Raw genomic sequence first — 25,651 nt, forward strand, 5'->3', positions numbered from 1 at the left:
TGCTGTGGTGTTTGGTTGGAATTGTCCAACCAAAAGCCGATCCGTGGTGTTGTCTGCATTTTACTAAATACAAATTCAATGTATACAGAAAGATATAAGGAGTGGGAGGGATTCCGCCGTAGTTGGCATTGTAGGAAAATCCAAAAGTTTAGATTTTCTCAAAATGCTTATCTTTTGGTCTTTGGTTCGGAATAGTGTAGTGCTGGCGGTCTATCTCTTGTTTTCGGTTGCTTGCTTCCTTACCGTACATGAGCATTTGCGCCGGGGTTATCATTTCCGTATCCTTCCATGAGATTGATGACACCCCAGATACCAAGACCTGCACCAAGAGCAATCACGAGTGTCTGAAGTACGCCTACTGCTGAGTTGAAAAATTCCATAAGTTCCTCCTTTGATCTGTGCCTTTTTTGGCAATGCATATGGATGTGATTCTCTGTTTTCTGTCTCTGGTGATGCAAAGGACTTCTATCCTCTCGTGCGTCTGCACCATTCCTGATCAACCAGATCCTGAAAACAAAACAAGCAGCCAGATGCCTTCACAGGTGACGTCTGACCGCCATGTATTCCGCATCTGATGATGCGGTATCGATATGAGCCCGATATTTCCGGGGAATAAGAAACCGGAGAGCTCTGCAATGAGTGTCTCCGGCTAAAGCAGGTATCCATTTGTATACGGCATGATAAACCTGTTTATTGCTGATAACGTTGTGAAAAGGCTTGATCCGCTTTCTGCAGCTTTAAAACATATTCATCATAAGCAGGACTAAGTTTTCTCATTGCAGGAATGAAAACGCTGTCATATCCCTGCTCTCGATTGAACCTCTTTAACACTTCCTTAAGCTTAGCTCCATCTGAATTTCGGTATTCTTCAGTATTCTGAAACTTAAGATACCGCTCGATGATTTCTTTATGATTTACCAGCCAGTTTTCTGGATCATCTATGACATCTGATAGAGCATCCCTTGTATTCAAGAAGATTTCCTGACTGTCCAGAGTATTCAGGGAATCCAGATAGTCTTCTAATTCATCGGGGATTTCCATGTGTATGCTATCAAGATAATCACAGATTTCATGATAGGCATTCTCCTGTTCTTCGGTTTCGATCGGATTCATTAAAAATTCGCGGAAATGGAGCGATAAATAATTTCCCCAGAACCCCGGAAAGGCGATCATCAAGCGGTCTATTACAGATTCCCGGCATTCCGCCGCGGCTGCTTTAAGCTTCACAGCATTCCAGTCCAAAGATGACGCCAGCTCTTTCAGAAGATCGTTCTGTTCTTTTCTTCTCTGCAGGTCACGCCGCTGCGTATCAATGATTTTCCAAAAAGCCAAACTGTCACCTTTATTAACCAGTTCCGCGATATTAGCAACAGATACGCCAAGACTTCGCAGAAGCGAAATCTTTTTCAGTTTTTCAACATCTTCCGCAGAGAAGGATTTGTACCCATTCTCTGATATTGCAGGATCAAGCAATCCTTTCTGACAATAGTATTCAATCGCTTTTTTCGTTGTTCCAGATAATTTTGCGGCTTCATTGATATACATAAGCATCACCTCCAGCTAAACCATAAGCCACCCCCTGAGGGAGCAGTCAAGAGGTTTTTTGAAAGCAGCGTATTGCTTCAAAACTGCACTGGTAAGATCAACTTCCTATCCTTCTTGTAATTGATGTTTGCTAAAGTAGCGGCACCCGACTCTCTTCTCAGGAAGACGGATGCCGCAGAAATGGCTTAAACACAGGCTTTTCCAGCCCTCTGTCAATTTGTTCTTGTTAGCAGAGCCACTGTCTCCACGTGCGTTGAGACGTCTGAACTGCTCTCTTTTTTACCTCATCGGTTTGTGGAAACATGTCCAGGGTCTTATGGGTTTGTGGAAACATGTCCACGTGACATCAAATATTTATCCTAGGAAATAATCATCAACTTCGGAAATTGACTTCAATAATTCTTCGCTAGGAACACCAAAACTCATCGCCAATGCCACTGAGCCCTCAAGTGCCTCAGCATAATTAGGTGAAAAAGCTTTTTCAAGCATTTCATAATATATGGTCAAGCCTTTATTTAGCTCATTGATATACTTCTTGTATTTATTATCAAGTGCAATTTCCAATTCATAAAGATATTTCAAATACCCATTGATGAGCTGTTGTTCTTTCTTTGTAAGATTGTCCTTTGCAATCTGATACATAAGTGTTCCTACAGTATTACCAATTACCGCTCCCAGTACCGGTACTGGAATTAATGCTTGTCCTATAAAGGATGACAATGCACTAACCGATGTATCTAGACATAATATTTCAGAGTTCATAATGAACTGCTCTTGCGTGATTTTTCCATTTCTAAGCAAATGAGCCTGTTCTGCTATTCCGAAGGATGCTGTGCATAAAGCACTCGCAACTGCAGCGGGTGTTGCAGTGTAATTGGTAAGAGCATAAATGCTAATGCCCCTTACGCCACCCTTGGCAATCCCTATTCCAGATTCTTTGAATACTTCTTCCCAATCTTTTGAATCAAACTCTCCTAATCTCTTTCCGGCCTTACGTTTTTTTGCGACAGCCGTTACAAAAGCGGTTCCACCTTCTATTGCAGCTGATAATGCCGCAACCTTAGCACCCTGTTCCCATGATGGCTTACTTGCATAATAAGCATCATCTCTTATTTTTTTGTCAGTCTCTTTTAATGATTTCTTCTCGCTCTGAATAGTATCGTTAATCCTATTCATCTGAACCTGATCATATTTCAGTTTTGATGGTTCTATATCTTGAAGCTTAATTGGTCCTTTATCAAAAAAGTCATGTACTTCCTTCCATTGTTTCAGTGAGAACTCACCTGTACTCGTAGGAATTTTGTTAGCTTGCTCTTTTGGGATCGACAAAAGCCGCTTGATCTGTTCATAGTGATCTTCAGGTATTTGATATTTTCCGCCTTGGTTCAGAAAATCAGGATATTTTTCAAAATGTTGAGTGATCGCCTGCAATGACAAATGATTACCCGATGCTACGAACTTCTGTTGTATTTGCACTCCATCACGCAACAAATCTGCTGGGCCGTTATCATTAATCCATTCATATATTGGCAGCCGGCCTTGCACTTGTTCTCTGGCGTTTCCTACACCACATTCAGCAACTTCGGCAATGAAACCGTGCATCCCCTTTATTCCGCCTCGGTTACGTTCAATAATTTCCTTGTTTATTGTAGAAAGTGTATTATTTACGGTTTCAACCGCTTGATCCCAGTTTTGATTTTGCTGTTGCAGAGCTTCCATCAATCGATCCAATCGAACCTGATTCAGATAATTAACCCATGACGCAACAGCCTGTTCTTGATTACTTTTCGCTACTCTACCAAAATTCATTCTTCATTCCTTATTCAGTTACCGTCTCATTTAACAATGCCGATAAAGCTTTCGTATTATTCACCATAGAACCTAAGGCCTGTTTTTGACCATCTGTAAATGTCGTATAATCATTTCCTCTAAGATTGGAACACGATGAAAGCAAGTTACTAAGGTTATCATAAAGGCTTGAAGTTTGAATCGAAATTGCCTCGATTTTTCCTTTTATCTCTTTAAGGGCCTCCACACAGTTTTTCAACCTTGCAATTTCATCCTTCTTGCTTTCTTGAATCTTATGTTTCTTTCTCCATGCAAACCATACACTAGCGGCCAAAGAAGTTCCTGCAACTCCCCAGCCTATTGGACCCGCCAAAGCCAACAATGCGTGGCCGGCCGCCATACCTCCACCGCTAGCAGCAAGAGCACCACCGCCCAGCCAAGCTAGAGCAGCATTTGTAGCCGCGGCACCACTAAGTGCTGATATAGCCGTTCCTGTAGAAGCAGTCCCAAAAGTTGTTGCAATCCACATCGCAGCTGTAGGAGCCATACTTGCAACCGCAGCACCTGCTGCTACGCCTGCCCCAGCACTCTTAGCAGATGTTTCTAATGCTTTTCTCTGCTCCATTCCATATTCTATAGTGTCCTTAAACTGCTCCTTATGAATATTAATCTCTTGAATCTCTGTTTCAAATGATTTCGGATGTCTAGCAATGCTGTTCACTAACCCTTCTATCTTCTCTATTACACGTACAGCTTCCTGTCTTTGAGCCAATAAGCCTTCACCAGCCTCACTTACCAACTTATAGGCTTCATCATACCGCTTGCCAGTACGCTCCAATTCCTTATCAAGTGCCTCACCTGGATTAAGCAACGCATCTTCGGTTGTATCAATCAGTTCTTCCAGTTCATACTGATTTTCTGGAAGCTCTAAGTGCTTACTATTGCAAAAGTCAATATACTCAACATACGCATGCTTACTTGCATCAAAGCTCTTTTTCACTGATTTTGTAACATTCTTCTCAATCCAGTTAATCTTCTTACCGGTGCCTGCTGTCCGATCATGAATTTCCCGTATATTTTGTAACTGTGGTTGCAATTCACGCCATTTAGTTCTGCCCACCATTTTCCAATAAAAATTAGTCTTGTATTGCAGACAAGCTATTCCACCTATTATGGCTGCAAAAAGAGCCAAGCCCATTGCTCCTAAAATAGTATCCATTATGTATCATCCCCTTATAGTCGATCAGTTTGATATTGTAAATGCAAAACCGGCGCAGAGAACATCCTCTGCGCCTAACCCTTAATTATTAAACGAAGCGATGATTTGCTCTGTGCCTTAATTATACTGCAAATCATAGCTTTCCCGTATAGTAAAAGATCGCCACAAAGGACGATTCTTCTTACATTTTTATTGACGTTGTGACACCGGCTTTCAATAGCAATATTATATTCCATTTCAGGATTGCAGATAGTCTGTTTAATAGCCTGAACTACTTTTGTCCTCTTTCAGCAGTTTGGCAGTCTCAACCTTAAAATCTGAGTAGTTTAGCAGTCTCGCGACCACCCAAAAATACCAAAATAGCAGTTTACCAGTCTCAAGGACTGAATTGTATCTCCGTCAAACAAAAAACAGCCTTCACCATACTCCATTAAGGAACAAGGCAAAGGTTGCAAAAGCGCCGTATTTATGCGGTTTCTAACCGTCTTTCTATGCTTTCTTAGTGAGCAGTACTACCGTCTCAACGTGCCCCGAGACAGTAGAAAAAATAATCATACTGCTTCATGCTGTCTAGGAATTGGTCAAGGTAGAACCATGCTGTTCGGAAATTGATCGAAAATATGATGTTGCTCCATTACCTTCAATGATATCAGCGACATTGCAAAACACATTGAACTGGAAGTTAGCGATTTCTTTTTCCGGTATTCTCTGTCCCACGGATTTCCTCATGATAGAAATAATCTACGATCACCGGATGCCCCTGCGGGACTCTGCCATAAGGCATTTCATTATCCACAAAGGCACAATCATACTTCTTAGCCATTTTCTCAGCTTTTACTTCAAGTGCTTCAAAGTAGCTGCGTTTATGCTTGTTATAGATCTCATCGTAAAGCGGTACAAGGTCAGGATATTTTCCAGCGATATAATCCATAATCGTCTTCTTGAAGCCGCCCCGAAGATTGAGGTTTTCGAGCCAGAACAGATCACACTGATCCTTTACCCGCTCAAAGATTGCTTCAAAATCCGTGATACCGGGGAATACCGGGGATACGAAACAGACTGTACGGATACCTGCTTCATATACCTGCTTCATAGCAGAGATACGGCGCTCAATGCTCGAAGCAGAGTCCATATCATTCTTGAAATTTTCATCCAGTGTGTTGATCGACCATGAAACGGTTACACGTCCAAGCTTCTTCAGCAGATCAATATCCCGTACCACAAGATCCGACTTTGTGCAGATCAGAATATCTGCGTCACTGCCGATCAGCTGCTCCAGAAGTTTTCTGGTATTCCCGAATTGCTCCTCCTGTGGATTGTAGCCATCTGTCACAGAACCGATGACTACCCGCTGTCCGGCATATTTCTTCGGATTTTTAATTTCCGGCCAATGCTTCACATCAAGGAAAGTGCCCCATTCCTCCTTGTGCCCGGTAAAGCGCTTCATAAAAGAAGCATAGCAATACTTGCAGGCATGTGTACAGCCCACATAGGGATTGACCGAGTAACCGCCTACCGGCAGACTGGACTTAGTCATGATGTTCTTTGTTTCCACCTCACGAATGAGGATTCCATTTATTACTTCTTCCATGATTTCTGTACCTCTAACACTTTATTAAATTCTTCCGGCATTTCCTGAATCATATTTTCATCCCCTATGATAGGGACAAGGTCTTCCTTCATAAACACCGGAATGCCGAGCTTATGTGCCTGGTCCGCCAGAGACCATGCCCATTCCGGCTCCGTATGAATCTTCCTGCTCTGAGCTCCGGTCATGGTGCCCACAACGATCCAATTGATTCTGGAAAGGTCAACTGTGCCGGGATCGTCGAATAACGGCTCAAAGGAAACATGGTAATGTTTTGCTCTGACGTTTTTACGAAGTGCGTCGATACGCCACAGTTCTGCTTTCCTCGTCACCGTAACGCCAAACCATGCGTTTTCCAGATCGGTATCAAAATCCAGCAAATCAGGTCGCTTGGTAAGGAACAGGAACTGATGCTGTGGATTTTCACGGATCTTTGCAAATACCTCGTCTCTCCATTCCGGCTTCCATCCGGAGAGATCGCTCATGCCGGTAAGAAGAAAATTCTGCGGACGTTTCTTTTCCATCATCTTGAGCTTGCCTGGAAAGAACTCAGGATCAGAGAAGTCATCAATCATATGCCAGCGTTTCACGTTGTTGCGGGCATAGCAATATGTACACCCCACTGTGCAGCCAATGACGATATTCATGTTCTGAATCTGATCTTTGATACAAATACTCATGACTTCTGCCACTCCTCAAGATTCTTTCTGATGCGGTCGAGGTATTCCTCAAACTGGGTAATTTCTTCCTCAGAAAAACCTTTGTAGTAAATACTGCCCATCTCATCAGATACAGAATCGTACTCGCCCTTTAAGGCATGTGCTTTCTCAGTTAGAAACAGGAGTGTTTTTCTTTTGTCCGTTTCAGATTGAACACGGCTTATCAGCCCTTGATTTTCCATTCTTTCCAGCATCGTAGTAAGAGATGTTATCGCTAATCCGCATTTAGTCGAGAGTGACCTGATTGAGATACCATCCTCCTGCCACAGCACATAAAGAATACGTCCCTGGGCTCCATTAAACGCATCAATATTCTTTTCACTAAGAATCTTCTCGAAAATCCGGTCTCCAAGCCGCTTTATTTTGGTGACAAGAAATCCTCCATTCATTTCCATACAAAAGCTCCTATATAGTAGTTTATTAAAAACATACTATATAGGAGCTTTATTTTCAACAATTTATATGTCTTAATAGGTAAATTACGATTTCATGGCCAGTTCGACCGCGCTGTTTTCTTCCTCGGCAGACTCTCCTCCGCCTCCCTTTTCACATAAGTCAATCCTGATTTATATCTTGGAATACGTATCTTGTCTTCTTCCAAGTGGCTTTGAAATCCTTACCATTTCATCTGTATATTATATCCGAATATCCTGCAGGTCCGCCGGGGCAAAAGAAGAAAATGCCAATTGCCACGAAAGATTCTCCCTGATTTTTCCGGATCGTCCAATTGATTTCATAGTCTGTAACCTCATGTTCAGGCTCTCATTCAGTCAAAAGATTCCTTAAGTTTTCTCCGATATCACCTGTCAGGGCTACTGTCCTGTCTGCCAGCGCATCCGGAACGTTGATTTCTCCCGGCATATTCATCGTAATGAACTTCCAGGAAGTATATTCCGCTGCCATTCCCATCGTCGGGGCTTTGATCAGCTGGTTCCGGCTCCCAATGCCAAGCTCAAAGAGCAGAGCATTCTGCCCGGAATACTCCTGAAGGAATGCGTAAAATCTCTGCCGCTGGCCGTTCCAATCCTCAGACCCCTCCGTAAGGCCTTCGAAGTTACCTTCCACTTCGAAGATTCTGTCCCGGTCAAAACCATTCATCTGAAAATGCGCGTCGCCGTTACTGGTCACGATAAAATATGGTTTATTCCTGACAATTGAAAGCAGGTTTTTCATTACCTCACTGCCATGGTAGTCGTCAATTAAATACTGATGAACCGTCTGCATATATTCCTCATGATCGGCCGCCGTCATCGGCGTGAACACACCGCGGATCAGGCTGTCTGCGCCGTACTTCTGACGGAACTTCCCAAAGTACCTTCTGAATGACCCATTATCCGCAAAAATATGATACCCCTCCGCGATGGAAAGCCCGTTGCTCGCCGTAATCAGAATGGCGTCCGTGTTTTTCAGCCAGTCTTTTGCCTCTTTATAATCGTTTACTTTATATTCCATCATTTTTCACCCTCTACGATCATACAGCTGTGACTTTCTTCTCCATTTCACTTCTTACATTCTCCAGCACTTTCCCAATATCGGCCTGGATAGCCAGTCCCCTGTCTTCAATTGCCTCCGGCAGGAACGCATAATCCTTGTTCACAGAAATATACGTCGTCTGCGGCAAACTGTTCACCAGTTCCCAGAACGGCTCCTGGATGAACATCGGTGTGAGTCTTCCGACTCCGAGTTCCAGGAAAAGAATCTTCTCGTCCTTATGCGCGAGAATGTAATCTGATATCTTCTGATATTCCTCTTCGTATTTCTTACCGGTCAGGAAATTTCCATAACCCCGGACCCACGGAAACGCCTCAGCGCCGCAATGCGGACAGCGCGGGATCAGTTCCTTCGGCACTTCCGTGCCCTCACCCATGGCATCGATCATCTCCTGCACCGGTTTCACGGCATCCCATACCTCATCCGTGCAGCACCTGGAGCACTGGAAGAAGCGATGGTCGCCCTGAATCTGGGCGACTTTAGACTCCGGATACAGCTTTACGAACTGGGTGTCCTGATTTGTGGTCAGTACAAAGAATTCTTTATCCGCGAGGACCGCATCCAAATCCAGGTACGGCTTCCGAACCTCCGCATGCTGGGTGGTATGCAGGAATGTTGCCATATATCCCCAGAACTCCTCACGGGAATCCCAGTGGGCAAACGCACCGGCAAAAGCACCTTTGAATCCGTATTTCTCCGCATACTTTCCGAAATATTTCCGGTAGGAGGCGTTGTCTTCATAATAGAAATCCCCGCCGCCTGCCGCGGAAAGGCCGGATGCCCCTCCAACGATCACGCAGTCCGCGTCCTTCACTTTCTGAACAAAATCCTGAATCTGTTCTTCATAAGGGAGCGGCTCTTTCCTTGTCAGCGGAACCACAGTCCTGCCGGATGCATATACGTTGTAATATCTGGAATAATTGCTCATCTGTACTTCATTTACAATCTGCTCATAAAAGGTCATAATTTTCATTCCTCTCTCATTTTTGATTCAGCGATACAAGGTTAGCGACAGTTTATTGACACCCTGTCTATAAACTAATATACTTAAATTTGGAAAAATGAGAAAAACACATTCTCTCAAAAGAATAACTCCCGTACAGAATTGCAAAACTGTACAGGAGTTTCTCATGATCTGGAACATTCGATTGCAGATATCAGAGAAAGACGGTGAATAAAATGAAGTCACCAAATCAGAAAAAGACTGACCGAAGAACGTTATACACACAGATGGTCATCAAAGACGCGCTTCTGGAACTGAATAAAGAAACCGCCTATGACAAGATCAATGTCACTATGGTCTGCAGGCAGGCTGAGATTGCCCGTGCTACCTTTTACCTGCATTTTGACAGCCTGGATGAAGTACTGGACAGTGTCATCGATGACGCCCTCCTCTTTTCAGAGAGCGGCTCCGGAACGGTTGTTGATGTACTCGATATTATCCGCAGCGGCAGGTCAGATGTGCTCCGTGAGAGCGAAACCGTCCTGCCCGCCTGCCAGCGGATCGCTGATTCTGATAAATATCATCACTTGTTTATGGACGTATCTGTCAGCGACCATATCATCCAGAGGATTGCCGCTCATGAGCATGACAAAGTTGTCCCGGATCTTATGGCACATACCGGCCTCGCCACAGATGAAGCCGAGATGCTTTTTAAGTTCATCCTTAACGGATCTTTCGCTGTAAACAGGAGCCTTAGCTGGGAGAAAAATGAACGATGGTACCGGTACCAGCAGATCCTTGGCAGATTTATTAATGCCGGGATAGAGAGATAATCACATCGCCACTTCTGTTACCATCTCCGCCTTCATGGTAAAGCGCATTCTGTCCGGGAAGACTTCGATCTTTTCAACGAAGTCCCGGACAGAAAACGCGGCACCCGCCTCTCTTCTCAGAAAGACGGATGCCGCAGAAATGGCTTAAACACAGGCTTTTCCAGTCCTCTTTCAATTTGTTCTTGTTAGCAGAGCCACTGTCTCCACGTGCAACGAGACAGTGAGGAACATAATCACGTAGGTTCTTGCTGTCTGGGAATTGGTCAAGGTAGAACCATACTGTTCGGAAATTGATCGGAAATATGATGTTGCTCCATTACTTTCAATTATATCAGCGACATTGCAAAACACATTGAACTGGAATTTGTGTGGGGCACAATATCCTATCGACCTGCCTTAGCTTGCTTATATAGCAAAACGCCTTTGATAAGCAATAACAGGAACGTTACTGTTATCGCATACGGCTCTCTCGTCATCGTCAAAAACAAAACAGAAATTATACTGAGTCCTACAGAGATGAATGTAACCGCTTTTTTGTCCTTTTCAAATTTGAAATAGACCATTAGTATTTTCACAATTCCGGTAATCGTCAAGCCGATAAACAATGCCCAAATGATTCTGATTATGAAAGCATTGCCATCTACATACCCAAAGAGATTTACCGAATAAATATGTCCATTGACCGGTTTGGGATACAGCGGAAGAAATATCAGCATCAGCGAAAACAAGTCAACAAACCCCAATAACAAATCACATACACGATTGAGATTTGATTTGTTTTCTTTTTCTGCTATGAAAATCAATTGTTCTCCGAATAACAAATCATCAATTGATACAGAAAAATAGCTGGATATTAGCTTTAAGCTGGATGCCAGGATGATGTTAGAGGTTATGGAAGAATAACAAAATATAGGGTACACGATCAGCCGAGCAGTTGTTAATTGCTCAGCTGATTTTCTGCCAAAACAACACTATCTTCTTTACTCAGAAAGTCATAGAATTTTTCCAACTCATCAATTACCAATTGGCCAATTGAATGTTCTAAGAAATTGCTCTCATTAATATTATGTGCGGTTAGAGTACTGATCAGCTTTTCATTAAAGTTATACATCCGGTTCTTTTTTAAAAACTCTTCTAAGCAAACCTTTCCAAGCCTATCCTTATCACAAAGATGATGAACAGTAAAAGCCACACTCATTTTGAATCGAAGTAATGTTATTTGCTCTATATCTGACATACTTTCCGACAACAAAGAAATATAATGAAGCGAAACAGGATATCTAATATATGGAATACACCCATATTCTACGCATGACACAATAACATCTATCGCTTGTTGTATACATCCAAATACAAGTATAAAGAAATTATACGAGTCTGATTTATTCGCATCAATCATGTATTGTGTCTGTGATGATGCTATTCTAAATCGCTCTTCCAACGGAAGTGTGGAATCATCATCTTCGGAAAACATTATCAATCTTCCAATGTCTTCACGAGCAAAGCGAACAATATCTTCGATGCTGTTACACTTTACAAAATAGTCATTTAGTGCAGACGCCGGGACTTTGGACGCATAGATCCGGCATGAGATGGTACCGGCAGTGCGGAAATTGATGGACTCACTGAACCGGTTGTCATGGTACCGCCATAAAAGGGTGATCCCTTGTCGGTATTGGACAGGGGATCATTTGATTACTGTGTATTACTTCGTGAAGCTTGCTGCTGTGCAAGGGCGGCAGCTATATCGATATTTCTCATGCTGTCACCTTCGAGTGTTATTGTGTATGCCTTGGCAGTCAGACGGTTCATGATCGTATCTGCGATTGCGCCTCCTGCCTGTGAAAGCCGGTTATACATTTCTTCAGGCATTAGCTGTGAGCAGATCAGGAAAGAACGATGAATACTGGATCTGGGTTTCGATGAGATCAGTCGGTACAGGAAATCCGCATCTTCACTGGTTATCCTGGTAAGCATAAAGTCGTCAATGATCACCAGGTTCGTATTAACCAGCTTCCTGAGGAATTTCTCTCCTTTACCTTTGCTTTCCTGATTGTGGTAGGTGCTCATAAGGTCAGGCATGATGAAGTATCTGACTGTATACCCATGCTCACATGCTTCGTTGCCATAAGCACAGGCAAGGAACGTCTTTCCGCCTCCTGTTGCCGATTGAATCATGATGTTCAGCTCACTGTCTATGAATTCACACGTTTTCAGCTGATCGATCAGAGGAATATTCAAATGTCTCTGAGGCAGATAGAGAAGGTTGTTAAAATCTGCAGATGGGAAAAACAGTTTAGCTGCTTTCTTATAACGGTCTGCTGTGCGATTGCCGTTCCCAATCAGCTGACAACTGATGAGCTGGTCAACTACCTGCAGTGCCGATTGATCAGCCAGTTCACCGCTTTCTGCCATTGCGTCAAAGAGATCAGCCATTTCTTTCATGCCAAGCTGCCTTATTTCTTTACTGACGGTTTTCGGCGTGATTTCATTTCTTCTTGTTCTTCTTGGCATAATACTCTGCTCCTCTGACAAATGACTTTTCCTGGGTGCCATCTGATTCAACTTCACCTGTATCAGGCTGTATTACAGCCATATCTTGTCCGGCATAAAGAATCGCTTTAATATTCTTGTAGACTGGTCTTTTGTAATGGTCCAGTGCTATCTGACAGGCATGTTCTACTCTTGGCCGAGGATATGTGTCTGTCAGTTTTAGTATTGAAAGTACGGTATTGTAATAACGCTGCTCTGCACCGCCGTTTCTGAAGAAGCGGTCAACGACTTCATAAGTGTATGGACCGATCTCCTTTGCCCATTTCAGGAATCTGTTACTGTTCCACTTGCCGAAGCTTGCACTGTTTGGCGGGCGGTGTTCGTCCCAGATGTCATACTTGCCAATACCAGCCTTAATCTTGTGCGTGCAGATAAAATCACCTTTCATAGTCCAGCATTCAATACGGTCACTGAAGATCCTGAGCCAAACTTCTTCACCAATGTGCTGATACGGAACAGAGTAAAAATTCTTGTTGTATTGGAAACAGATATTTGGATATATCTTTGCTTTTTTCCTGGTGAAATATTCGTATTGAATTGATGGTAATGGAGAGAGCCGATCCTTTTCGTAGTCGGTGTACAGGCTGAGTCTGCTGCCTTCCTTCTTCTGAAACGGCTTTGCATTGAATTCATCCAGTTCCTTACGAACATACTTGTTGTATTCCTCAATTGAGAAGCACTGGATGTTGCGCAGCCGACCAAGGATGGCGGATTCAAACTTGCCAACGACATTCTCTACATGCGCTTTATATCGTGGCGCCCGCACCTTGGCAGCTTCAAGAATGATGCCGTAATAGTTGGCAAACGCTTCATAATCAGCCTGATAGATAACATCACCGTTCTTTGGATGCCTGATAACACCAGTCTTGAGGTTGTCACAGATGATGACATGCGGACTGCCATGAAAGTATTCCAGCATATGCACATTTGCTTTAATCCAGTTTGGCAGCTTCATATCCGGGAAGACTTCAGCGTATGCATAGCCGCTGAATGGCAGAATTGCAGCGAACAGCCACGCTTTCTGAATTTCTCCCGTGTACGGATCTTTCCAGTATGCTGGATCTCCGGTCCAGTCAACTTCGATTTCTCTTCCAGGCTCATGCCTGATTACCTCAGAATAAGATTTCTTGGTCAAATGTTCTTCAAGATGAAGCTGGAACTGGGTTTTCTGCAAATGGGGCAGATTGGCTCTTTCACATGACTCTGCATATTCATCAAACAAGAGTTTCTTAGTGACACCAGGCTTGAGAAGCTCCTTACAAAGCTGGTCATAGTCTGGCTCAACATAGAGAACCTGCTTTGGTCCATCCGATTGAGGAATGTCACTTCTTCTGAAGATCTTATCAAGCTGACTCGAATCAAACTGATCAAGATCTTCCGGTATCCATTTGTTCTTTTCCATCACCTCCTTGATGATGGATACCTTGTTTTTTGATGTGTGGGTCATTCCCGCAATATCCCGCTGTGAGAATGATCCCGAAGATAGATACCGTGCGATGTCAATGTACTTTGACTTTTCCATGCTTAAAGCACCTCCTTTGACGTACGAAAAAGCTGCACGTTGCTTTCCGTACAGCTTCATCTTAGTCAGAAAAGAGACGCTTCGAAGTTTACGCTTCTTCGCCACAAAAAAAGGCGGTACCGATAGATCCGGAAGACCGGGTCCAAAATTTCCGGTTCACTGGGTCCAACGTACCGCCGTTTGCATTTAGACTATTGATTCCATTAAAAAGACTTATGAATGCTTGTTCACCAGCCTTATAGAGTGAATTATGGTCATTTGACTGGTTAAGAAGCCTCAATGGCAATATGAGAATTTCTTCACGAACATTTTCTAACAGCTTCAGATCATCTTCCGCCGTCACTCCAATTTGCTTATACAGAAATTCTGCATCTTTTCCTTCTGGCATTTTGGTTTGCATTGTTGAATATCTGATCAATGGATCATCAAGAACATGCTTTTCTCCAATTATCAAAAAGGGTAAATGCTCATTATCATCAAAATCCATATAGGTTGCGGCCGTAAATACATAACTGTTTTTACCCGGAAACCAAGACTTTAGATATAGTTGTACTTCCTCAATATGACGAAGCCAAAACAGATTGATTTCATCTAACGCTTCCGGAGCATAGTGGCTTTTTAATTTCGGCAGCAAAGCTGCGAGTAGTGTCTTATATTCAGATTGGATCAATTGAATTTTATTCAATAATAGGTTCGATTTCAAAATTTACTACCTCATTTAACAACTGTTCTGGGATACCATAAAGCTCGTTCAAAAAAGATATGGTTTTGTTCATAACCATAACACAATCTGGTAAAACTGTTTTCAACCTTGTTTTATCATCAATATCCGGGACACAATGATATTTGTGCGCCGGATTGTTACATTTCAACATGGAAGATTCACGAATGGCTCCCCACAATCCATGTTCAAAAGAAGAATCGTAGTCATAATATAGGCCATAAAGATTTTTTTCATCAACACTTTCTGCCTTGATCCTTATGTTTTGCTTATCGAAGTATTTGGTGTCCATATCAATGAATTCTTCACCTTTGAATTCATTAACTAACGCTTCGACAAATTTTTCATCAAAGTGCGATTCGTCTGAAACGCCACTTTCTCTATGCCTTGCTAAAACCAACTTATACAAGCCAATGCCGTACAGCTGGTAATCATGCCATATATTATCGTGAGACGTTTCGTTTTTAACGAGATATTTCATCATAATATAGTCTTCTATCAGGACACGTACACAACTTCTACCCGAGATAGAATTAAACAATTGATGCTCATAAATCTCTTTTAGACAATATGTAAAAGCCCTCCATTAACTTGTGTGTTCGAGGATCATCCCGCATACTTGTTATTGGCTTAAAAAAGAGATGGGGGAAGTTGCCTCATCCAAGAAAGGAAGGCCTTTACATGATAGCATACGTTGGGATTGATGCACACACTACAAACTACACTCTTTCGACTTATCTTGAAGGATCAGCAGCACCTGTGAACACAAATACCTATTCCCCTGCTGTTGCTAACATCATCAGCTACTGCAAGGGAATCAGAAAAAAGGTTGGAAATGATACAGAGATCGTTGTTGGATATGAAGCTGGCTGCCTTGGATTTAAACTGAAGCGTGATCTTGAGAGGAATGGTCTTACCGCAAAAATCCTTGCCCCTGCTTCGATTACCGGAACAGAAATAAACAGACGGCGCAGGAAGAAAACAGACAAGCGGGATGCTGAAGCGATTGCCAGATCGCTGAAGAATCATGAATACAGCGAAGTCTATACCCCCGATGAAGAAGATGAATCAGTACGTGATTTCATCCGTATGCAGCAGGATCACAAGAAGCAGCTCAGAGTGATCAAACAGCAGATCTGTGCCTTTACTACCAGGCATGGGTATCAGTATACCGATGGCAAAAGCTACTGGACAAAGAAGCACTTGAAGTGGCTTAAAGAACTTCCGTTGGAGGAGATTAATAAGGAAACACTGGATTCTTACCTGCTGTCATATGAAACAGTTTCTGATCGTCTGGAACAGATGAATAGACGCATTGAAGAGATCGCTGAAAAGGATAAATACCGTGAGGCAGTGCACAAACTGATCTGTTTTAAGTCAGTGAAAGTACTTACCGCTCTGGCTTTGATTGTGGAGATTGGGGATTTCACCAGATTCGTTAAAGCAAAGAACTTTGCGGCATTTCTGGGCCTGGTTGCAGGGGAACTCAGCAGCAGCGATGATCAGAATCAGACGGGAATAACAAAACAGGGAAACACCTTTTTGAGAAAACTCCTTGTGGAATGCGCACAATCATTCTCACGGGCATCATCTGGCAAAAGTGAAGCACTGAAGAAGCGGCAGGAAGGCAACGCTCCTGAAGTCATTGCATATGCGGACAGAGCGAATGAACGCCTCCGGAAGAGATACATGCGTCTTGTGCTGCACAATCGAAAGAACCATAACAAAGCAACGGTAGCCATAGCACGTGAGCTGGCATGCTTTATATGGGGAATGATGACAGGCAATATTCATACTGTTCTTGCGTAAGATGATTTTATCGATTGCAGGGTATCAGCCAGGACATACGTTGAACAATGCAGAAGAAATCAGTGAATGACAGAAACATAGAAACAGGAGGGATATGAATTAGACTGAAGGCATCAGGAAGGAGCAGCCCGGATTTGAACTGGATGGTTCAGCTATCTGCGGTTCAGCTATGATGGCACGTTTCCATGGTGATCCACGATTTTAGACAGCAGAGCTGGCGGCGAAACCATTGGCCTGTGGGGTGGGAGAGCATTTGTCCCTGATACACGTATAACAGAATGGCTAAATACCGCGAACTGTTGAAAATCCGAGACTCTTTCCTCATGCCTTCAACAGCAGAGAAAAGATATTGAATCAATCCGAAACTGGCACTTGACATTGGCTTTTACATAACAGCCGCTTATACGAATATGTAGCAATGCCAAGTAAAACACTCATTTTTTCGTCAAGCGGATTAGTTGTTATAAATAATTCTGAAAGATACGCAAAAACTTCATACAGTTTTTCCATATATGCAGTAATATTTCTTTTTTCCTCTGGAAATTCAATAGCAAATACACTGCAATCTGTCATTTCGCTTACACACCTCCAAAATTCCTTTAAATATATAGAGTCAACTTTCTCAAAAGTCAAAATCATCATCTCAAGAGAACGTACCGAAGGACGAGCCATTCGCATTATTTCATCAGTGTGTTGAGATGTTGGATAAACAGCCAACAAATCCACCTGCTCTTTTAGAAGATGCACTTTTCCCGAAAGCAAATTGAAACAGAGGGCCACAAACCTAATATCAGTTGATTCATCGGATTGATGATCCATTATGTCACGCATTGTTTGAATTAGCGATTCGCACCTATCCTCAACGCTCTGATCGGAACAGTAAAAACACTCAGCAAAAATAGGTGCCTTGCTTGCCGTAAGGAAAATAGTTAATGGTACAAGTGCTTCTTTAGCCCCGATGTCAATGATGTAATCAAAAAATCTCTTTTGAATATCTATGTTAAGTTTTAGTATCTGAGACAATCGTGCGGTATATAGATCAGGAGCCAATTTATGTAATGTAGAAATAATTCCATAAGACTTTTTCAGTCCTTCATCTCGTCCGTAATATTTCAAAATTAAGCCAATCCAAAGATACTCTGGCATACGACCATAGGTCCATGACTTCTCGTCTTCAAGTTCATGCATCAATGGCAATGTATTTATTGGAGCTATAAATTTTCCCTTTTTAAAGGTATGCTCAGATAATTTGCTATGTCTCATTGCCTTTTACCTTTCATCTTGACTGCTACCGATTTTTACATCTATTGTCCTAAAAATTAGCGGAAGCACTTCAAAGAAAAGCACTACCCCTTCCGGTCTGAAATCCAGCTGAATCTCCCAGAATTCAACGCCTGCCTTCGCAGCATTCCTGAAGGTTTGTGACACCTCCTCATAGTGCGTTGACCTCAGACGTTCCTTCTTTTCTGTTATACGATACTGGAAAACCTGCAGAAAAACAGCCTTTTCATGATCCTTAAGTGATCCAGCAAGCTCGTTAAGGTGCTTTACCATCCTGTCAGTTGATGAAAACGGCTTGGCACGAGTCAACGAAATAGATAATCATTCCCTGCGCCTGTTCACATAAACGCGGTCAGGAACATATCCATTGCCTCGTTATCTATTCCTGTACTACCGTTCCGTTCCTGACTGCATTGGCAAAGGCTAAGATGCTTTCTGATTTCATGATAGCAAGTCCTTGTCTTTCATCGCCAAGTACCACCAACTGATCTCCAGGTGAAATCTCAAATATCTTTCTTGCTTTAGCAGGAATCACAATCTGCCCTTTATCACCTACAGTTACCATTCCGAAGAGATGTTTTCCTTTTGGTGGAAGCGGCATACCCATGCTATCCTCCGATTTATAATTGGCCAGATCATCAAGCGACACTTCAAATATTTCCGCAAGTTTTTTACACTTGTCCAAATCAGGAACAGTTTCTCCGGTTTCCCACTTTGCTACAGACTGCCGGGAAACGCCAACTATATCAGCTATATCTTCCTGCGTCATGTTTTTCATTTTTCTAAGTGTTATCAGATTGTCATGAAACATCGTTTTTTCTTTCTTTCTTTATTCCGAGCACCGCCCATCTGAAGAATGGTATTCTGGAGATTACGGCATTCAAGGCATATGCCACCGCAAAGCCTGCAATCAAGCTGATAATATAAATCATAGTTGTCGGAAGATTACCTGGTTTTCCAAGGAGCAGGGCTGCTGTTGATATCCCAAGGTAATGAAATACATATAACCCAAAATTGTTTTTACTCATCCATATCGTAAAAGCGTTTTGCTTATCCGCATACTTTGCTGCACCGCTAAGAATCGCCATGCTTGCCAACCATCCGAAAACTGTAAACAGGATCGATCTGTTGATAGGGGCTTCCGCATAGTTGTCACCAAAGTACATGATGCAGAAGGCTGTTCCAACACCTACACCAAGAACAAGCAGCAATACAAAATAATTTTTCAGTGTCGCAATTACCTCATCATGTGAAAACACAAAGTAGCCAAGCAAGAAAGCAGCTCCGTAATATCCAAACCGATAAACCACAACAACCGGCGTGTTAAGAATCTGCGCTGCTCCCCATATTACAAGAGCCATCAAAAGTATCGCTATGAGGTTAGCCTTTCCACCCAATTTCCACAGCCTGTCCTTATCTATTTTTCTGACGAGAAGAAGAACCATCGAAAATAGCCAAAGCAGCTGTATGTACCACAGAACTCCCGTTCCGCTTAACACCATAATGAAATACTTGATTACGGCAGGTACTTCGTGCATGGAATCAAAAGCGTCGCTTATTGACATGCTGACATATCCCTGGATGAACTGAAACGCAAATAGTCCTACGGTAGAGGGAATAAGCAGCTTCCTTGTCCTGTTTTTCGCAAATTCCTTTGCGGTGTGACTGTCCAGATAATATCTGGAGCATATTCCCGATACAAGGAATAACAGAAGCATAAACCATGGATAGACCGCATATAGGAAAATGTCATAATACTGCATATCAAGAGAAGTAATCTTTCCAACTCCTCCGAGAATGCCTTCGCCATTATACATGTAAATCACATGATAAATGACAACCAAAACTACAGTTACCCATCTGATATTGTCTAAGTAGTATTTTCTCATGTATTTCTCACCTTTGCAATTTATTTTAACGTTATTATTAATTGCAAGGCATACCCATGTCTACCAACCAAACCGAACATTTATATCTCTGAAATGTTAAAGCTGGTTGCGGAATCTAAAATTTCTTCAGCACAAAGCTCACCTCCCACAAACTCCCTTAACTTGTATCACTGACCAGCTTCACTTGATATCCGTCAATATATTTCCGCAGATATTCTTGATGCCGTTCAACATGGCATTGAACGCATCACTCCGCTGCCGCCGCTTTCTTTCTCTTCATCAATAAACTCATAGTCTCGACCAACCCCAAATAGTAAAATCGTTGACTCGTTTTCTGAAATAGTAAAATCGTAGCCACGCCACTGCTCCTGACCAGTTCCCTCAGACATAAAAAGAGGGCTTCCATCACACCGAGCACGCTCTGCTCCCGGTGACGGAACCCCAGTAAATCAGGCTTTTTCAGCCCTTTTTCTTCAAGAATGTGTTAGTAGACAGACGGTCTCGATGTGAAGTGTATTGGGGAACATATCGGCGGGCTGAATCTTCTGTGCCACATAGCCGCACTTGGTCAGATACGCCACATCCCTTGCCAGTGTTGCCGGATCACAGGACACATAGACCAGCTTCTTTGGTGCGATCTTCACCATGGCATCCAATGTATCCTTTGCGCATCCCTTACGGGGCGGGTCCACAATCATGGCATCCACTTTCAGTTTGGAGCGGATAATCCGCTGGGCACCCTGACCGGCATCGGCGTTGAGAAACTCAATGTTCTCCACGTGGTTGATCTCAGCATTCTTTCTGGCATCTTTCACGGCATCCGGGACAATCTCAATGCCGAATACCTTTTTGCAGTATTTTGAAGCAATGATGCCCATCGTACCTGTACCGCAGTACATATCGACCAGCACATCGTTCTTTGTCAAACCGGCAAAGTCGATGGCAGTCTGGTACAGAAGCGGTGTTGTGTAGGGATTGATCTGATAGAAGGAACGGGCTGAGATCCGGAACCTGCAGCCAAGCAGCTCTTCTTCAATCCACGGTCTGCCTGCGATCAGGATTTCCTTTCCATCCAGAATGACATTATCGGTGCGCTTGTTTACGATGACAGACAAGCTCTTGATCTGCGGATACTGCTGCAGAAGATACTGACATAATTGATCTTTGCCGTCAAAGGGATATTCTCTGACAATGAATACCACCATGACTTCTCCCGTCACGTGGGCATGTTTGATCAGTACATGCCGCATGGCACTGGCACAGTGATACTTTGCAAACAGTGTCTGCAGGGTATTGACGATCTGGTTAGACAGTTCGCTTTCAGCGTAACATGTTGTGAACGGAATGATTTTGTTGGTATGAGACTGATAAAAGCCCATCTCGATCTTGCCCTGATTCACCTGCACCGGGATCTGTACTTTGTTGCGGTAATTGAAGTAAGGCTCAGCTGTCATGATCGGACTTGGTTCAATCTCCATATCCGCGTTCTGCCGGAAGCACATCTTCAGTTTTTCTTCCTTGAAACGGCACTGTTCTTCATGATCCATGTGCATCAGCTGACAGCCGCCGCAAAGGCGGTACACATCACAGAGGGGGGTTACCCGGTGAATGGATGGCTTGATCAGTCTGACAATGCGGCCAAAACCATAGTTCTTCTTCAGTGCGGTGATGCCGATTTCAGCTTCCTCGTTTTCCAGTAAACCAGGCACAAAGAAGACAAAGCCGTCATTGCGCACAACCCCTGCGCCGTCACCGTTATAGCCGCTGCACACTGCAGTAAAAGTATCATTCTTTTTCATATGTTATGAAGAAAAAAGAGGCTGTGCCTCTTTCTTACTGTCCCTCCGTACTGTCCGTTGTACCGGCGTCTGCAGAAGAAGCTGCCGTAGCCTGCGGTGAAGCAGAAGCCGCTGCCTCTGCTGCCTTTCTGTTTTCAACATCCTGTCTTAACTGTTCAGCCAGTTCAGGATATCTTGCCTCAGAAACCGTCTGGCATTCCGGATCTGTCATGGAAGATGTCTTGGTATCAATGACATAGACAAAGGCATCAGATGTGCGGTCCTGGCTGGAATCCATGTTATAGACATGAATTTCAAGATCATACATCTTCTTGCCATCTGCCTGGGTAAAGTAGACGGACGGATCCAGCACTTCACTGATCGTGGAATAGATTTCCTGGGCTTTTGCAGTAGCGTCATCTGCCGTCGCATCCTGTGAGATCTGGGCATAGACGCGCAGTGTTGCCGAAGCCAGATTGCTGAACTCAGCCTGTACGCCATCCAATCCCGCTACCTTTTCATCTACTGTCTTGAGATCACTCTTGGTAATCGAAGGATCCAGATCCCCTTCATACCGATTGCCAAAGACTGGTGAACCTGTATCCATAGCAGATGAGAACAGAACCCAGCCCAGCACCACAATTGGTGCCAGCACCAGGATCAGACAGATCCAGAAGACAGCGACGGTACGTCTGCTTCTGTGGCTTTTCTTGATATTACGATTTGCTTTGTTGTTCGTTTGCTTCATATTCCTTCTCGTTGTGAATTGCTGTATTTGTTTTTACAACCAGTATCTTATCAGATTCGGCTCTTCAGTGCATCCCTGACCATCTTGTTTACCATGCCAGGGTTTGCCTGACCGCGTGATTTTTTCATCACCTGGCCGACCAGGAAGCCAACAGCACGATCCTTGCCATTCTTGAAATCCTCAATGGCCTGCGGATTGGCATCCAGCACTTCTGTAACCATCTTCTCAATGGCACCGGTATCAGATACCTGACGAAGGCCCTTCTCCTCAGCACTCTTCTGAGGATCCTTGCCTGCCATCAGATCATCGACAAGCTTCTTTGCCTGGGCATTGGAAACCTCTCCTGCATCTATTAAGGATACCAGCTTTGCAAGATTCTGCGGCTTAAGATCACAGTTGTCAATGGTCTTTTCATGCTTGTTCAGCCATGCACTGATATCAGACAGCAGCCAGTTGCACACCGCCTTGGCATTCCTGGCATACTTCATTGTCTCTTCAAAGAACTCAGACATTTCCTTGTTGGCAATGAGAATATCAATATCATGGTCGCTCAGACCATACTCTTTCTGATATCTGGCACGTCTGGCCTCCGGCAGTTCCGGCATATGGGCCTGAATATCCGCAATCCACTTTGGATCCAGACGGATCGGGAAAATATTCGGTTCCGGGAAGAACTTGTAGTCCACATTGCCTTCCTTGCGGCGCATCAGAATCGTTGTGCCGGTCTTGTCATCAAAACGTCTTGTTTCCTGATGCACAACATCACCAGCTTCCAGCAGCTTCTTCTGGCGTTCTACTTCATAATCCACTGCCTTGCCGATATTGGAAATCGAGTTAATGTTCTTGATTTCATTCTTGGTTCCCAGATGGTCAGCACCTTTTGGCGCAATGGAGACGTTGACATCGCAGCGCATGGAGCCTTCCTCCATCTTGCAGTCAGAAACACCAATGTAATACAGCGTCTGCCGCAGTGCTTCCACGTATGCCTCTGCCTCCTGGCCATTGGTCATATCCGGCTTGGAAACAATCTCAATCAATGGTGTATCTGCACGGTTGAAGTCGAGCAGTGAGACCTTGGAAAGATGATACTGCTTGGCAGTATCCTCCTCCATGTGAATTCTCTCAATCCGGATCTTCTTCTCACCCTGCGGTGTATTGATCACAACATAGCCGTTTCTGCCGATCGGGTGAAACTGCTGGGTAATCTGGAAACCCTTGGCCAGATCACTGTAGTAATAGTTCTTACGGTCGAATTTAACGAGTGGATCAATGGTCATATGGAAGGCTGTGCAGGCCATGATTGCCTTCTTCACAGCTTCCTTGTTTACTTCCGGCAGCGTACCCGGCATACCCAGGTCAATTTCATTGACGCAGGTATTCGCCTTACGGCCAAAAGATGTCGGCGCACCGGAGAACATCTTGGTATCTGTCTTGAGCTGGCAGTGGATCTCAATGCCTATGGTTACGTTGTACTCCATCATTTCACCTCCGCATGCAGATCATAATAGCCTGTAATCTCTTCGATTGCCTTGCCAAGATCAAACATCGTCTCTTCATCCCATGCCCGGCATGTCAGGTTGACCCCCAGCGGGCAGCCATCCTCAAAGCCCATCGGCACAGTCATGCTCGGATAGCCGGAAAAATTGGCAATGGCCATATAGTTCTCGGCCACCATATATGTATCTGACAGCTGATCCTGATCCTTGCTTTCATCAATCAGCGGCGCAATATCACCGCTTGCCGGCGCAATCACACAGTCATATTCCTTCAGACAATCATGCAGCGCATTGACAATCAGTCTTCTGACCTTCTGTGCCTTGCGGAACAATCGTTCCTGATTTTCTTCAAACAGACCATAGGAACCAATGACAAACCGTCTGCGGATCAGCGGTCCGAATCCCTTCGTTCTGGAATTCGTCATGATCTCCTTCATATCCGCACCACCTTCACGCACGCCGAAACGGATGCCGTCAAGATTGGAATGGTTGGAAGTTGCCTCACAGTTGGCAATGATGAAGTAGGTTGGCAGAATTGCCTTCATCAGGGCATCATCAAAGTGGTATACATCCACCTGGGCTCCCTTTGCCTTCATCTTGTCCATCAGGTCATTGAAAACCCCGACGGTATGCTTGTTGGCAATGCTTTCTACCACATTTCCAATAATGGCAATTTTGCGGCCATGCAGGTCACTGTTCAGCAGCCTGCTGTAATCCGGTACCGGACGGTCAGAACTTGTCATATCACGCTCATCCCTGCCTGCCAGAACCTGCAGGGAAATGCAGGCATCCTCGATGGATCTTGTAAAGTAGCCGACATGATCAAGAGAGCTTGCATACGGAATGATGCCATAGCGGCTGATGCGGCCATAGGTAGGCTTGACACCCACGATGCCATTGTAGGCAGCTGGTTTGCGGATAGAGTCGCCGGTATCTGAACCAATTGCCATCGGCACAACATTGCTTGCCACAAGGGCAGCTGAGCCGCCGGAAGATCCACCCGTCATTCTTCTGGGATCCCATGGATTGTGGGCAGGACCGGTAAAGCATGTCAGGTTTGTACCGCCCATAGCCAGCTCATCCATGCTTGCCTTGGCGATGGTCACTGCACCTGCCGCATTGAGCTTATCTACGATCGTGGCATTGTAGATCGGGACATAATTGCTCAGAATCCGGGATCCTGCAGTTGTACGGATTCCCTTTGTATTCACATTATCCTTCAGGGCAATCGGCACACCGCGCATCAGGCCATCTTCAGGCAGATGGGCAAGCTGATCAGCAGGATCCACAAATGTAATCACATCATTCAGTACCGGCTGCAGTTTCTGCGCCTTCTCATAGGCTTCGTTGCAGCGCTTTTCTGCCCCGGCTTTATCCTTTGCCATTTCACGGATCATTATTTCACCACCTTCGGCAGGACAAAATGTCCTTCCAGCTTCTTGTCCACATTTGCCATCGCATCATCCTGACTGATGACATTGGATACAACATCATCACGCAGAAAATGCGTATCATCCTCAAACGGATAGATCATTTCCTCTACCCCATCCGTATTTACTGCATCCAGCAGCTTCATCTGCTTCTCCAATGTTGAAAACTCCTGCACGATGGCATCGGCTTCCTCATCGGACAGATCAAACATCAGCTGGTTTGCCAGTTTCTTGAAATATGTTCTGTCTTTTTTCTCTTCCATTGTTAAATCCTCTGTAATACGCGTCCAATTTTAGC

General features: G+C 44.0%; 27 protein-coding genes. 2 read left to right on the plus strand and 25 right to left on the minus strand.

Features of this window, described 5'->3' with window-relative positions; translation table 11 throughout:
- Positions 1–239: 239 nt before the first annotated feature.
- The 9 genes from DHU66_RS06005 to DHU66_RS06045 form a co-directional block, all read right to left on the minus strand.
- Positions 240–380, minus strand: a complete 141-nt coding sequence (locus DHU66_RS06005; RefSeq protein WP_102343534.1) for a Maff2 family mobile element protein — start codon at positions 378–380, stop codon at positions 240–242.
- A 310-nt stretch (positions 381–690) separates the two neighbouring features.
- Complete coding sequence (locus DHU66_RS06010) at positions 691–1,545, minus strand: MerR family transcriptional regulator (protein WP_167836291.1); 855 nt, start codon at positions 1,543–1,545, stop codon at positions 691–693.
- Between the two features lie 354 nt (positions 1,546–1,899).
- Positions 1,900–3,354 (minus strand): hypothetical protein, encoded by a 1,455-nt coding sequence (locus tag DHU66_RS06015; RefSeq protein WP_108774985.1) that lies wholly within the window; start codon positions 3,352–3,354, stop codon positions 1,900–1,902.
- Between the two features lie 10 nt (positions 3,355–3,364).
- Positions 3,365–4,552, minus strand: a complete 1,188-nt coding sequence (locus tag DHU66_RS06020; RefSeq protein ID WP_108774986.1) for a hypothetical protein — start codon at positions 4,550–4,552, stop codon at positions 3,365–3,367.
- Positions 4,553–5,234: 682 nt separating this feature from the next.
- Positions 5,235–6,143, minus strand: coding sequence for a radical SAM mobile pair protein B (locus DHU66_RS06025; RefSeq protein ID WP_108774987.1), 909 nt, complete (start codon positions 6,141–6,143; stop codon positions 5,235–5,237).
- Complete coding sequence (locus DHU66_RS06030; RefSeq protein ID WP_108774988.1) at positions 6,131–6,820, minus strand: radical SAM mobile pair protein A; 690 nt, start codon at positions 6,818–6,820, stop codon at positions 6,131–6,133. The genes DHU66_RS06025 and DHU66_RS06030 overlap by 13 nt, the downstream gene beginning before the upstream one ends.
- The gene (locus tag DHU66_RS06035) at positions 6,817–7,254 is read right to left on the minus strand and encodes a radical SAM mobile pair system MarR family transcriptional regulator (protein ID WP_108774989.1); all 438 of its coding nucleotides are present in this window, start codon (positions 7,252–7,254) and stop codon (positions 6,817–6,819) included. The genes DHU66_RS06030 and DHU66_RS06035 overlap by 4 nt, the downstream gene beginning before the upstream one ends.
- A 367-nt stretch (positions 7,255–7,621) precedes the next feature.
- Positions 7,622–8,314, minus strand: a complete 693-nt coding sequence (locus DHU66_RS06040; protein ID WP_209451755.1) for a hypothetical protein — start codon at positions 8,312–8,314, stop codon at positions 7,622–7,624.
- A 16-nt stretch (positions 8,315–8,330) separates the two neighbouring features.
- Positions 8,331–9,314 carry an SIR2 family NAD-dependent protein deacylase gene (locus DHU66_RS06045; protein WP_209451756.1) on the minus strand — a complete coding sequence of 328 codons (984 nt, stop codon included), beginning with the start codon at positions 9,312–9,314 and terminating at the stop codon, positions 8,331–8,333.
- A gap of 206 nt (positions 9,315–9,520) precedes the next feature.
- On the opposite strand from DHU66_RS06045, the gene DHU66_RS06050 reads away from it, so the two are divergent.
- The gene (locus tag DHU66_RS06050; RefSeq protein ID WP_209451757.1) at positions 9,521–10,126 is read left to right on the plus strand and encodes a TetR/AcrR family transcriptional regulator; all 606 of its coding nucleotides are present in this window, start codon (positions 9,521–9,523) and stop codon (positions 10,124–10,126) included.
- 383 nt (positions 10,127–10,509) lie between these two features.
- Here DHU66_RS06050 and DHU66_RS06055 read toward each other — a convergent pair whose 3' ends face one another.
- From DHU66_RS06055 to DHU66_RS06080, 6 genes are all read right to left on the minus strand, one after another.
- A complete protein-coding gene (locus DHU66_RS06055; protein WP_209451758.1) occupies positions 10,510–10,947 on the minus strand; it encodes a hypothetical protein in 438 nt (145 codons plus the stop codon).
- Positions 10,948–11,063: 116 nt separating this feature from the next.
- Entirely contained in the window at positions 11,064–11,600 is a 537-nt protein-coding gene (locus DHU66_RS06060; RefSeq protein ID WP_108774992.1) for a hypothetical protein, read from the minus strand.
- A gap of 221 nt (positions 11,601–11,821) precedes the next feature.
- Positions 11,822–12,640, minus strand: coding sequence for an ATP-binding protein (locus tag DHU66_RS06065; protein WP_167836257.1), 819 nt, complete (start codon positions 12,638–12,640; stop codon positions 11,822–11,824).
- Positions 12,615–14,201, minus strand: a complete 1,587-nt coding sequence (gene istA, locus DHU66_RS06070; protein ID WP_167836256.1) for an IS21 family transposase — start codon at positions 14,199–14,201, stop codon at positions 12,615–12,617. The genes DHU66_RS06065 and istA overlap by 26 nt, the downstream gene beginning before the upstream one ends.
- Before the next feature lie 88 nt (positions 14,202–14,289).
- Entirely contained in the window at positions 14,290–14,904 is a 615-nt protein-coding gene (locus tag DHU66_RS06075) for a hypothetical protein (RefSeq protein ID WP_108774993.1), read from the minus strand.
- Positions 14,879–15,463 (minus strand): DUF5677 domain-containing protein, encoded by a 585-nt coding sequence (locus DHU66_RS06080; protein ID WP_280952625.1) that lies wholly within the window; start codon positions 15,461–15,463, stop codon positions 14,879–14,881. The genes DHU66_RS06075 and DHU66_RS06080 overlap by 26 nt, the downstream gene beginning before the upstream one ends.
- A 140-nt stretch (positions 15,464–15,603) precedes the next feature.
- Between DHU66_RS06080 and DHU66_RS06085 the strand changes: the two genes are divergently transcribed.
- Positions 15,604–16,731: an IS110 family RNA-guided transposase gene (locus tag DHU66_RS06085; RefSeq protein ID WP_108774994.1), complete on the plus strand. Its 1,128-nt coding sequence runs from the start codon at positions 15,604–15,606 to the stop codon at positions 16,729–16,731.
- A 354-nt stretch (positions 16,732–17,085) separates the two neighbouring features.
- On the opposite strand, the gene DHU66_RS06090 is transcribed toward DHU66_RS06085, so the two are convergent.
- The 10 genes from DHU66_RS06090 to gatC all read right to left on the minus strand — a co-directional run bounded on the left by DHU66_RS06090 (position 17,086) and on the right by gatC (position 25,616).
- Positions 17,086–17,994 (minus strand): hypothetical protein, encoded by a 909-nt coding sequence (locus DHU66_RS06090; RefSeq protein WP_209451760.1) that lies wholly within the window; start codon positions 17,992–17,994, stop codon positions 17,086–17,088.
- Between the two features lie 6 nt (positions 17,995–18,000).
- On the minus strand, positions 18,001–18,321 hold the full coding sequence (locus tag DHU66_RS06095) for a DNA/RNA nuclease SfsA (protein ID WP_135358316.1): 321 nt from the start codon (positions 18,319–18,321) through the stop codon (positions 18,001–18,003).
- Positions 18,322–18,391: 70 nt separating this feature from the next.
- Positions 18,392–18,823, minus strand: coding sequence for a helix-turn-helix domain-containing protein (locus tag DHU66_RS06100; protein ID WP_108774996.1), 432 nt, complete (start codon positions 18,821–18,823; stop codon positions 18,392–18,394).
- A complete protein-coding gene (locus DHU66_RS06105; protein ID WP_108774997.1) occupies positions 18,813–19,901 on the minus strand; it encodes an acyltransferase family protein in 1,089 nt (362 codons plus the stop codon). Before DHU66_RS06105 ends, DHU66_RS06100 begins: the two co-directional genes overlap by 11 nt.
- A 227-nt stretch (positions 19,902–20,128) precedes the next feature.
- A complete protein-coding gene (locus DHU66_RS12170; RefSeq protein WP_167836292.1) occupies positions 20,129–20,290 on the minus strand; it encodes a hypothetical protein in 162 nt (53 codons plus the stop codon).
- 84 nt (positions 20,291–20,374) lie between these two features.
- Complete coding sequence (gene rlmD, locus DHU66_RS06110) at positions 20,375–21,700, minus strand: 23S rRNA (uracil(1939)-C(5))-methyltransferase RlmD (RefSeq protein ID WP_108774998.1); 1,326 nt, start codon at positions 21,698–21,700, stop codon at positions 20,375–20,377.
- A gap of 34 nt (positions 21,701–21,734) precedes the next feature.
- Positions 21,735–22,427, minus strand: coding sequence for a hypothetical protein (locus tag DHU66_RS06115; RefSeq protein ID WP_108774999.1), 693 nt, complete (start codon positions 22,425–22,427; stop codon positions 21,735–21,737).
- Positions 22,428–22,477: 50 nt separating this feature from the next.
- On the minus strand, positions 22,478–23,905 hold the full coding sequence (gene gatB / locus DHU66_RS06120; protein ID WP_108775000.1) for an Asp-tRNA(Asn)/Glu-tRNA(Gln) amidotransferase subunit GatB: 1,428 nt from the start codon (positions 23,903–23,905) through the stop codon (positions 22,478–22,480).
- A complete protein-coding gene (locus tag DHU66_RS06125) occupies positions 23,905–25,320 on the minus strand; it encodes an amidase family protein (RefSeq protein WP_108775001.1) in 1,416 nt (471 codons plus the stop codon). The genes gatB and DHU66_RS06125 overlap by 1 nt, the downstream gene beginning before the upstream one ends.
- Positions 25,320–25,616, minus strand: coding sequence for an Asp-tRNA(Asn)/Glu-tRNA(Gln) amidotransferase subunit GatC (gene gatC, locus DHU66_RS06130; protein WP_108775002.1), 297 nt, complete (start codon positions 25,614–25,616; stop codon positions 25,320–25,322). The genes DHU66_RS06125 and gatC overlap by 1 nt, the downstream gene beginning before the upstream one ends.
- Positions 25,617–25,651 lie beyond the last annotated feature (35 nt).

Source organism: Lactimicrobium massiliense (assembly GCF_900343155.1).
Classification (GTDB): domain Bacteria; phylum Bacillota_I; class Bacilli_A; order Erysipelotrichales; family Erysipelotrichaceae; genus Bulleidia; species Bulleidia massiliensis.

Coding starts and splice junctions, on each gene's coding strand:
- DHU66_RS06090 (WP_209451760.1), bottom strand. CDS start 17,994: ATGAGACATAGCAAATTATCTGAGCATACCTTTAAAAAGGGAAAATTT.
- DHU66_RS06060 (WP_108774992.1), bottom strand. CDS start 11,600: ATGTTTTCCGAAGATGATGATTCCACACTTCCGTTGGAAGAGCGATTT.
- DHU66_RS12170 (WP_167836292.1), bottom strand. CDS start 20,290: ATGTCTGAGGGAACTGGTCAGGAGCAGTGGCGTGGCTACGATTTTACT.
- gatC (WP_108775002.1), bottom strand. CDS start 25,616: ATGGAAGAGAAAAAAGACAGAACATATTTCAAGAAACTGGCAAACCAG.
- rlmD (WP_108774998.1), bottom strand. CDS start 21,700: ATGAAAAAGAATGATACTTTTACTGCAGTGTGCAGCGGCTATAACGGT.
- DHU66_RS06005 (WP_102343534.1), bottom strand. CDS start 380: ATGGAATTTTTCAACTCAGCAGTAGGCGTACTTCAGACACTCGTGATT.
- DHU66_RS06115 (WP_108774999.1), bottom strand. CDS start 22,427: ATGAAGCAAACGAACAACAAAGCAAATCGTAATATCAAGAAAAGCCAC.
- DHU66_RS06025 (WP_108774987.1), bottom strand. CDS start 6,143: ATGGAAGAAGTAATAAATGGAATCCTCATTCGTGAGGTGGAAACAAAG.
- DHU66_RS06125 (WP_108775001.1), bottom strand. CDS start 25,320: ATGATCCGTGAAATGGCAAAGGATAAAGCCGGGGCAGAAAAGCGCTGC.
- DHU66_RS06105 (WP_108774997.1), bottom strand. CDS start 19,901: ATGAGAAAATACTACTTAGACAATATCAGATGGGTAACTGTAGTTTTG.
- DHU66_RS06010 (WP_167836291.1), bottom strand. CDS start 1,545: ATGTATATCAATGAAGCCGCAAAATTATCTGGAACAACGAAAAAAGCG.
- DHU66_RS06015 (WP_108774985.1), bottom strand. CDS start 3,354: ATGAATTTTGGTAGAGTAGCGAAAAGTAATCAAGAACAGGCTGTTGCG.
- DHU66_RS06020 (WP_108774986.1), bottom strand. CDS start 4,552: ATGGATACTATTTTAGGAGCAATGGGCTTGGCTCTTTTTGCAGCCATA.
- DHU66_RS06065 (WP_167836257.1), bottom strand. CDS start 12,640: ATGCCAAGAAGAACAAGAAGAAATGAAATCACGCCGAAAACCGTCAGT.
- DHU66_RS06045 (WP_209451756.1), bottom strand. CDS start 9,314: ATGACCTTTTATGAGCAGATTGTAAATGAAGTACAGATGAGCAATTAT.
- DHU66_RS06040 (WP_209451755.1), bottom strand. CDS start 8,314: ATGATGGAATATAAAGTAAACGATTATAAAGAGGCAAAAGACTGGCTG.
- istA (WP_167836256.1), bottom strand. CDS start 14,201: ATGGAAAAGTCAAAGTACATTGACATCGCACGGTATCTATCTTCGGGA.
- DHU66_RS06085 (WP_108774994.1), top strand. CDS start 15,604: ATGATAGCATACGTTGGGATTGATGCACACACTACAAACTACACTCTT.
- gatB (WP_108775000.1), bottom strand. CDS start 23,905: ATGGAGTACAACGTAACCATAGGCATTGAGATCCACTGCCAGCTCAAG.
- DHU66_RS06030 (WP_108774988.1), bottom strand. CDS start 6,820: ATGAGTATTTGTATCAAAGATCAGATTCAGAACATGAATATCGTCATT.
- DHU66_RS06100 (WP_108774996.1), bottom strand. CDS start 18,823: ATGTTTCATGACAATCTGATAACACTTAGAAAAATGAAAAACATGACG.
- DHU66_RS06035 (WP_108774989.1), bottom strand. CDS start 7,254: ATGGAAATGAATGGAGGATTTCTTGTCACCAAAATAAAGCGGCTTGGA.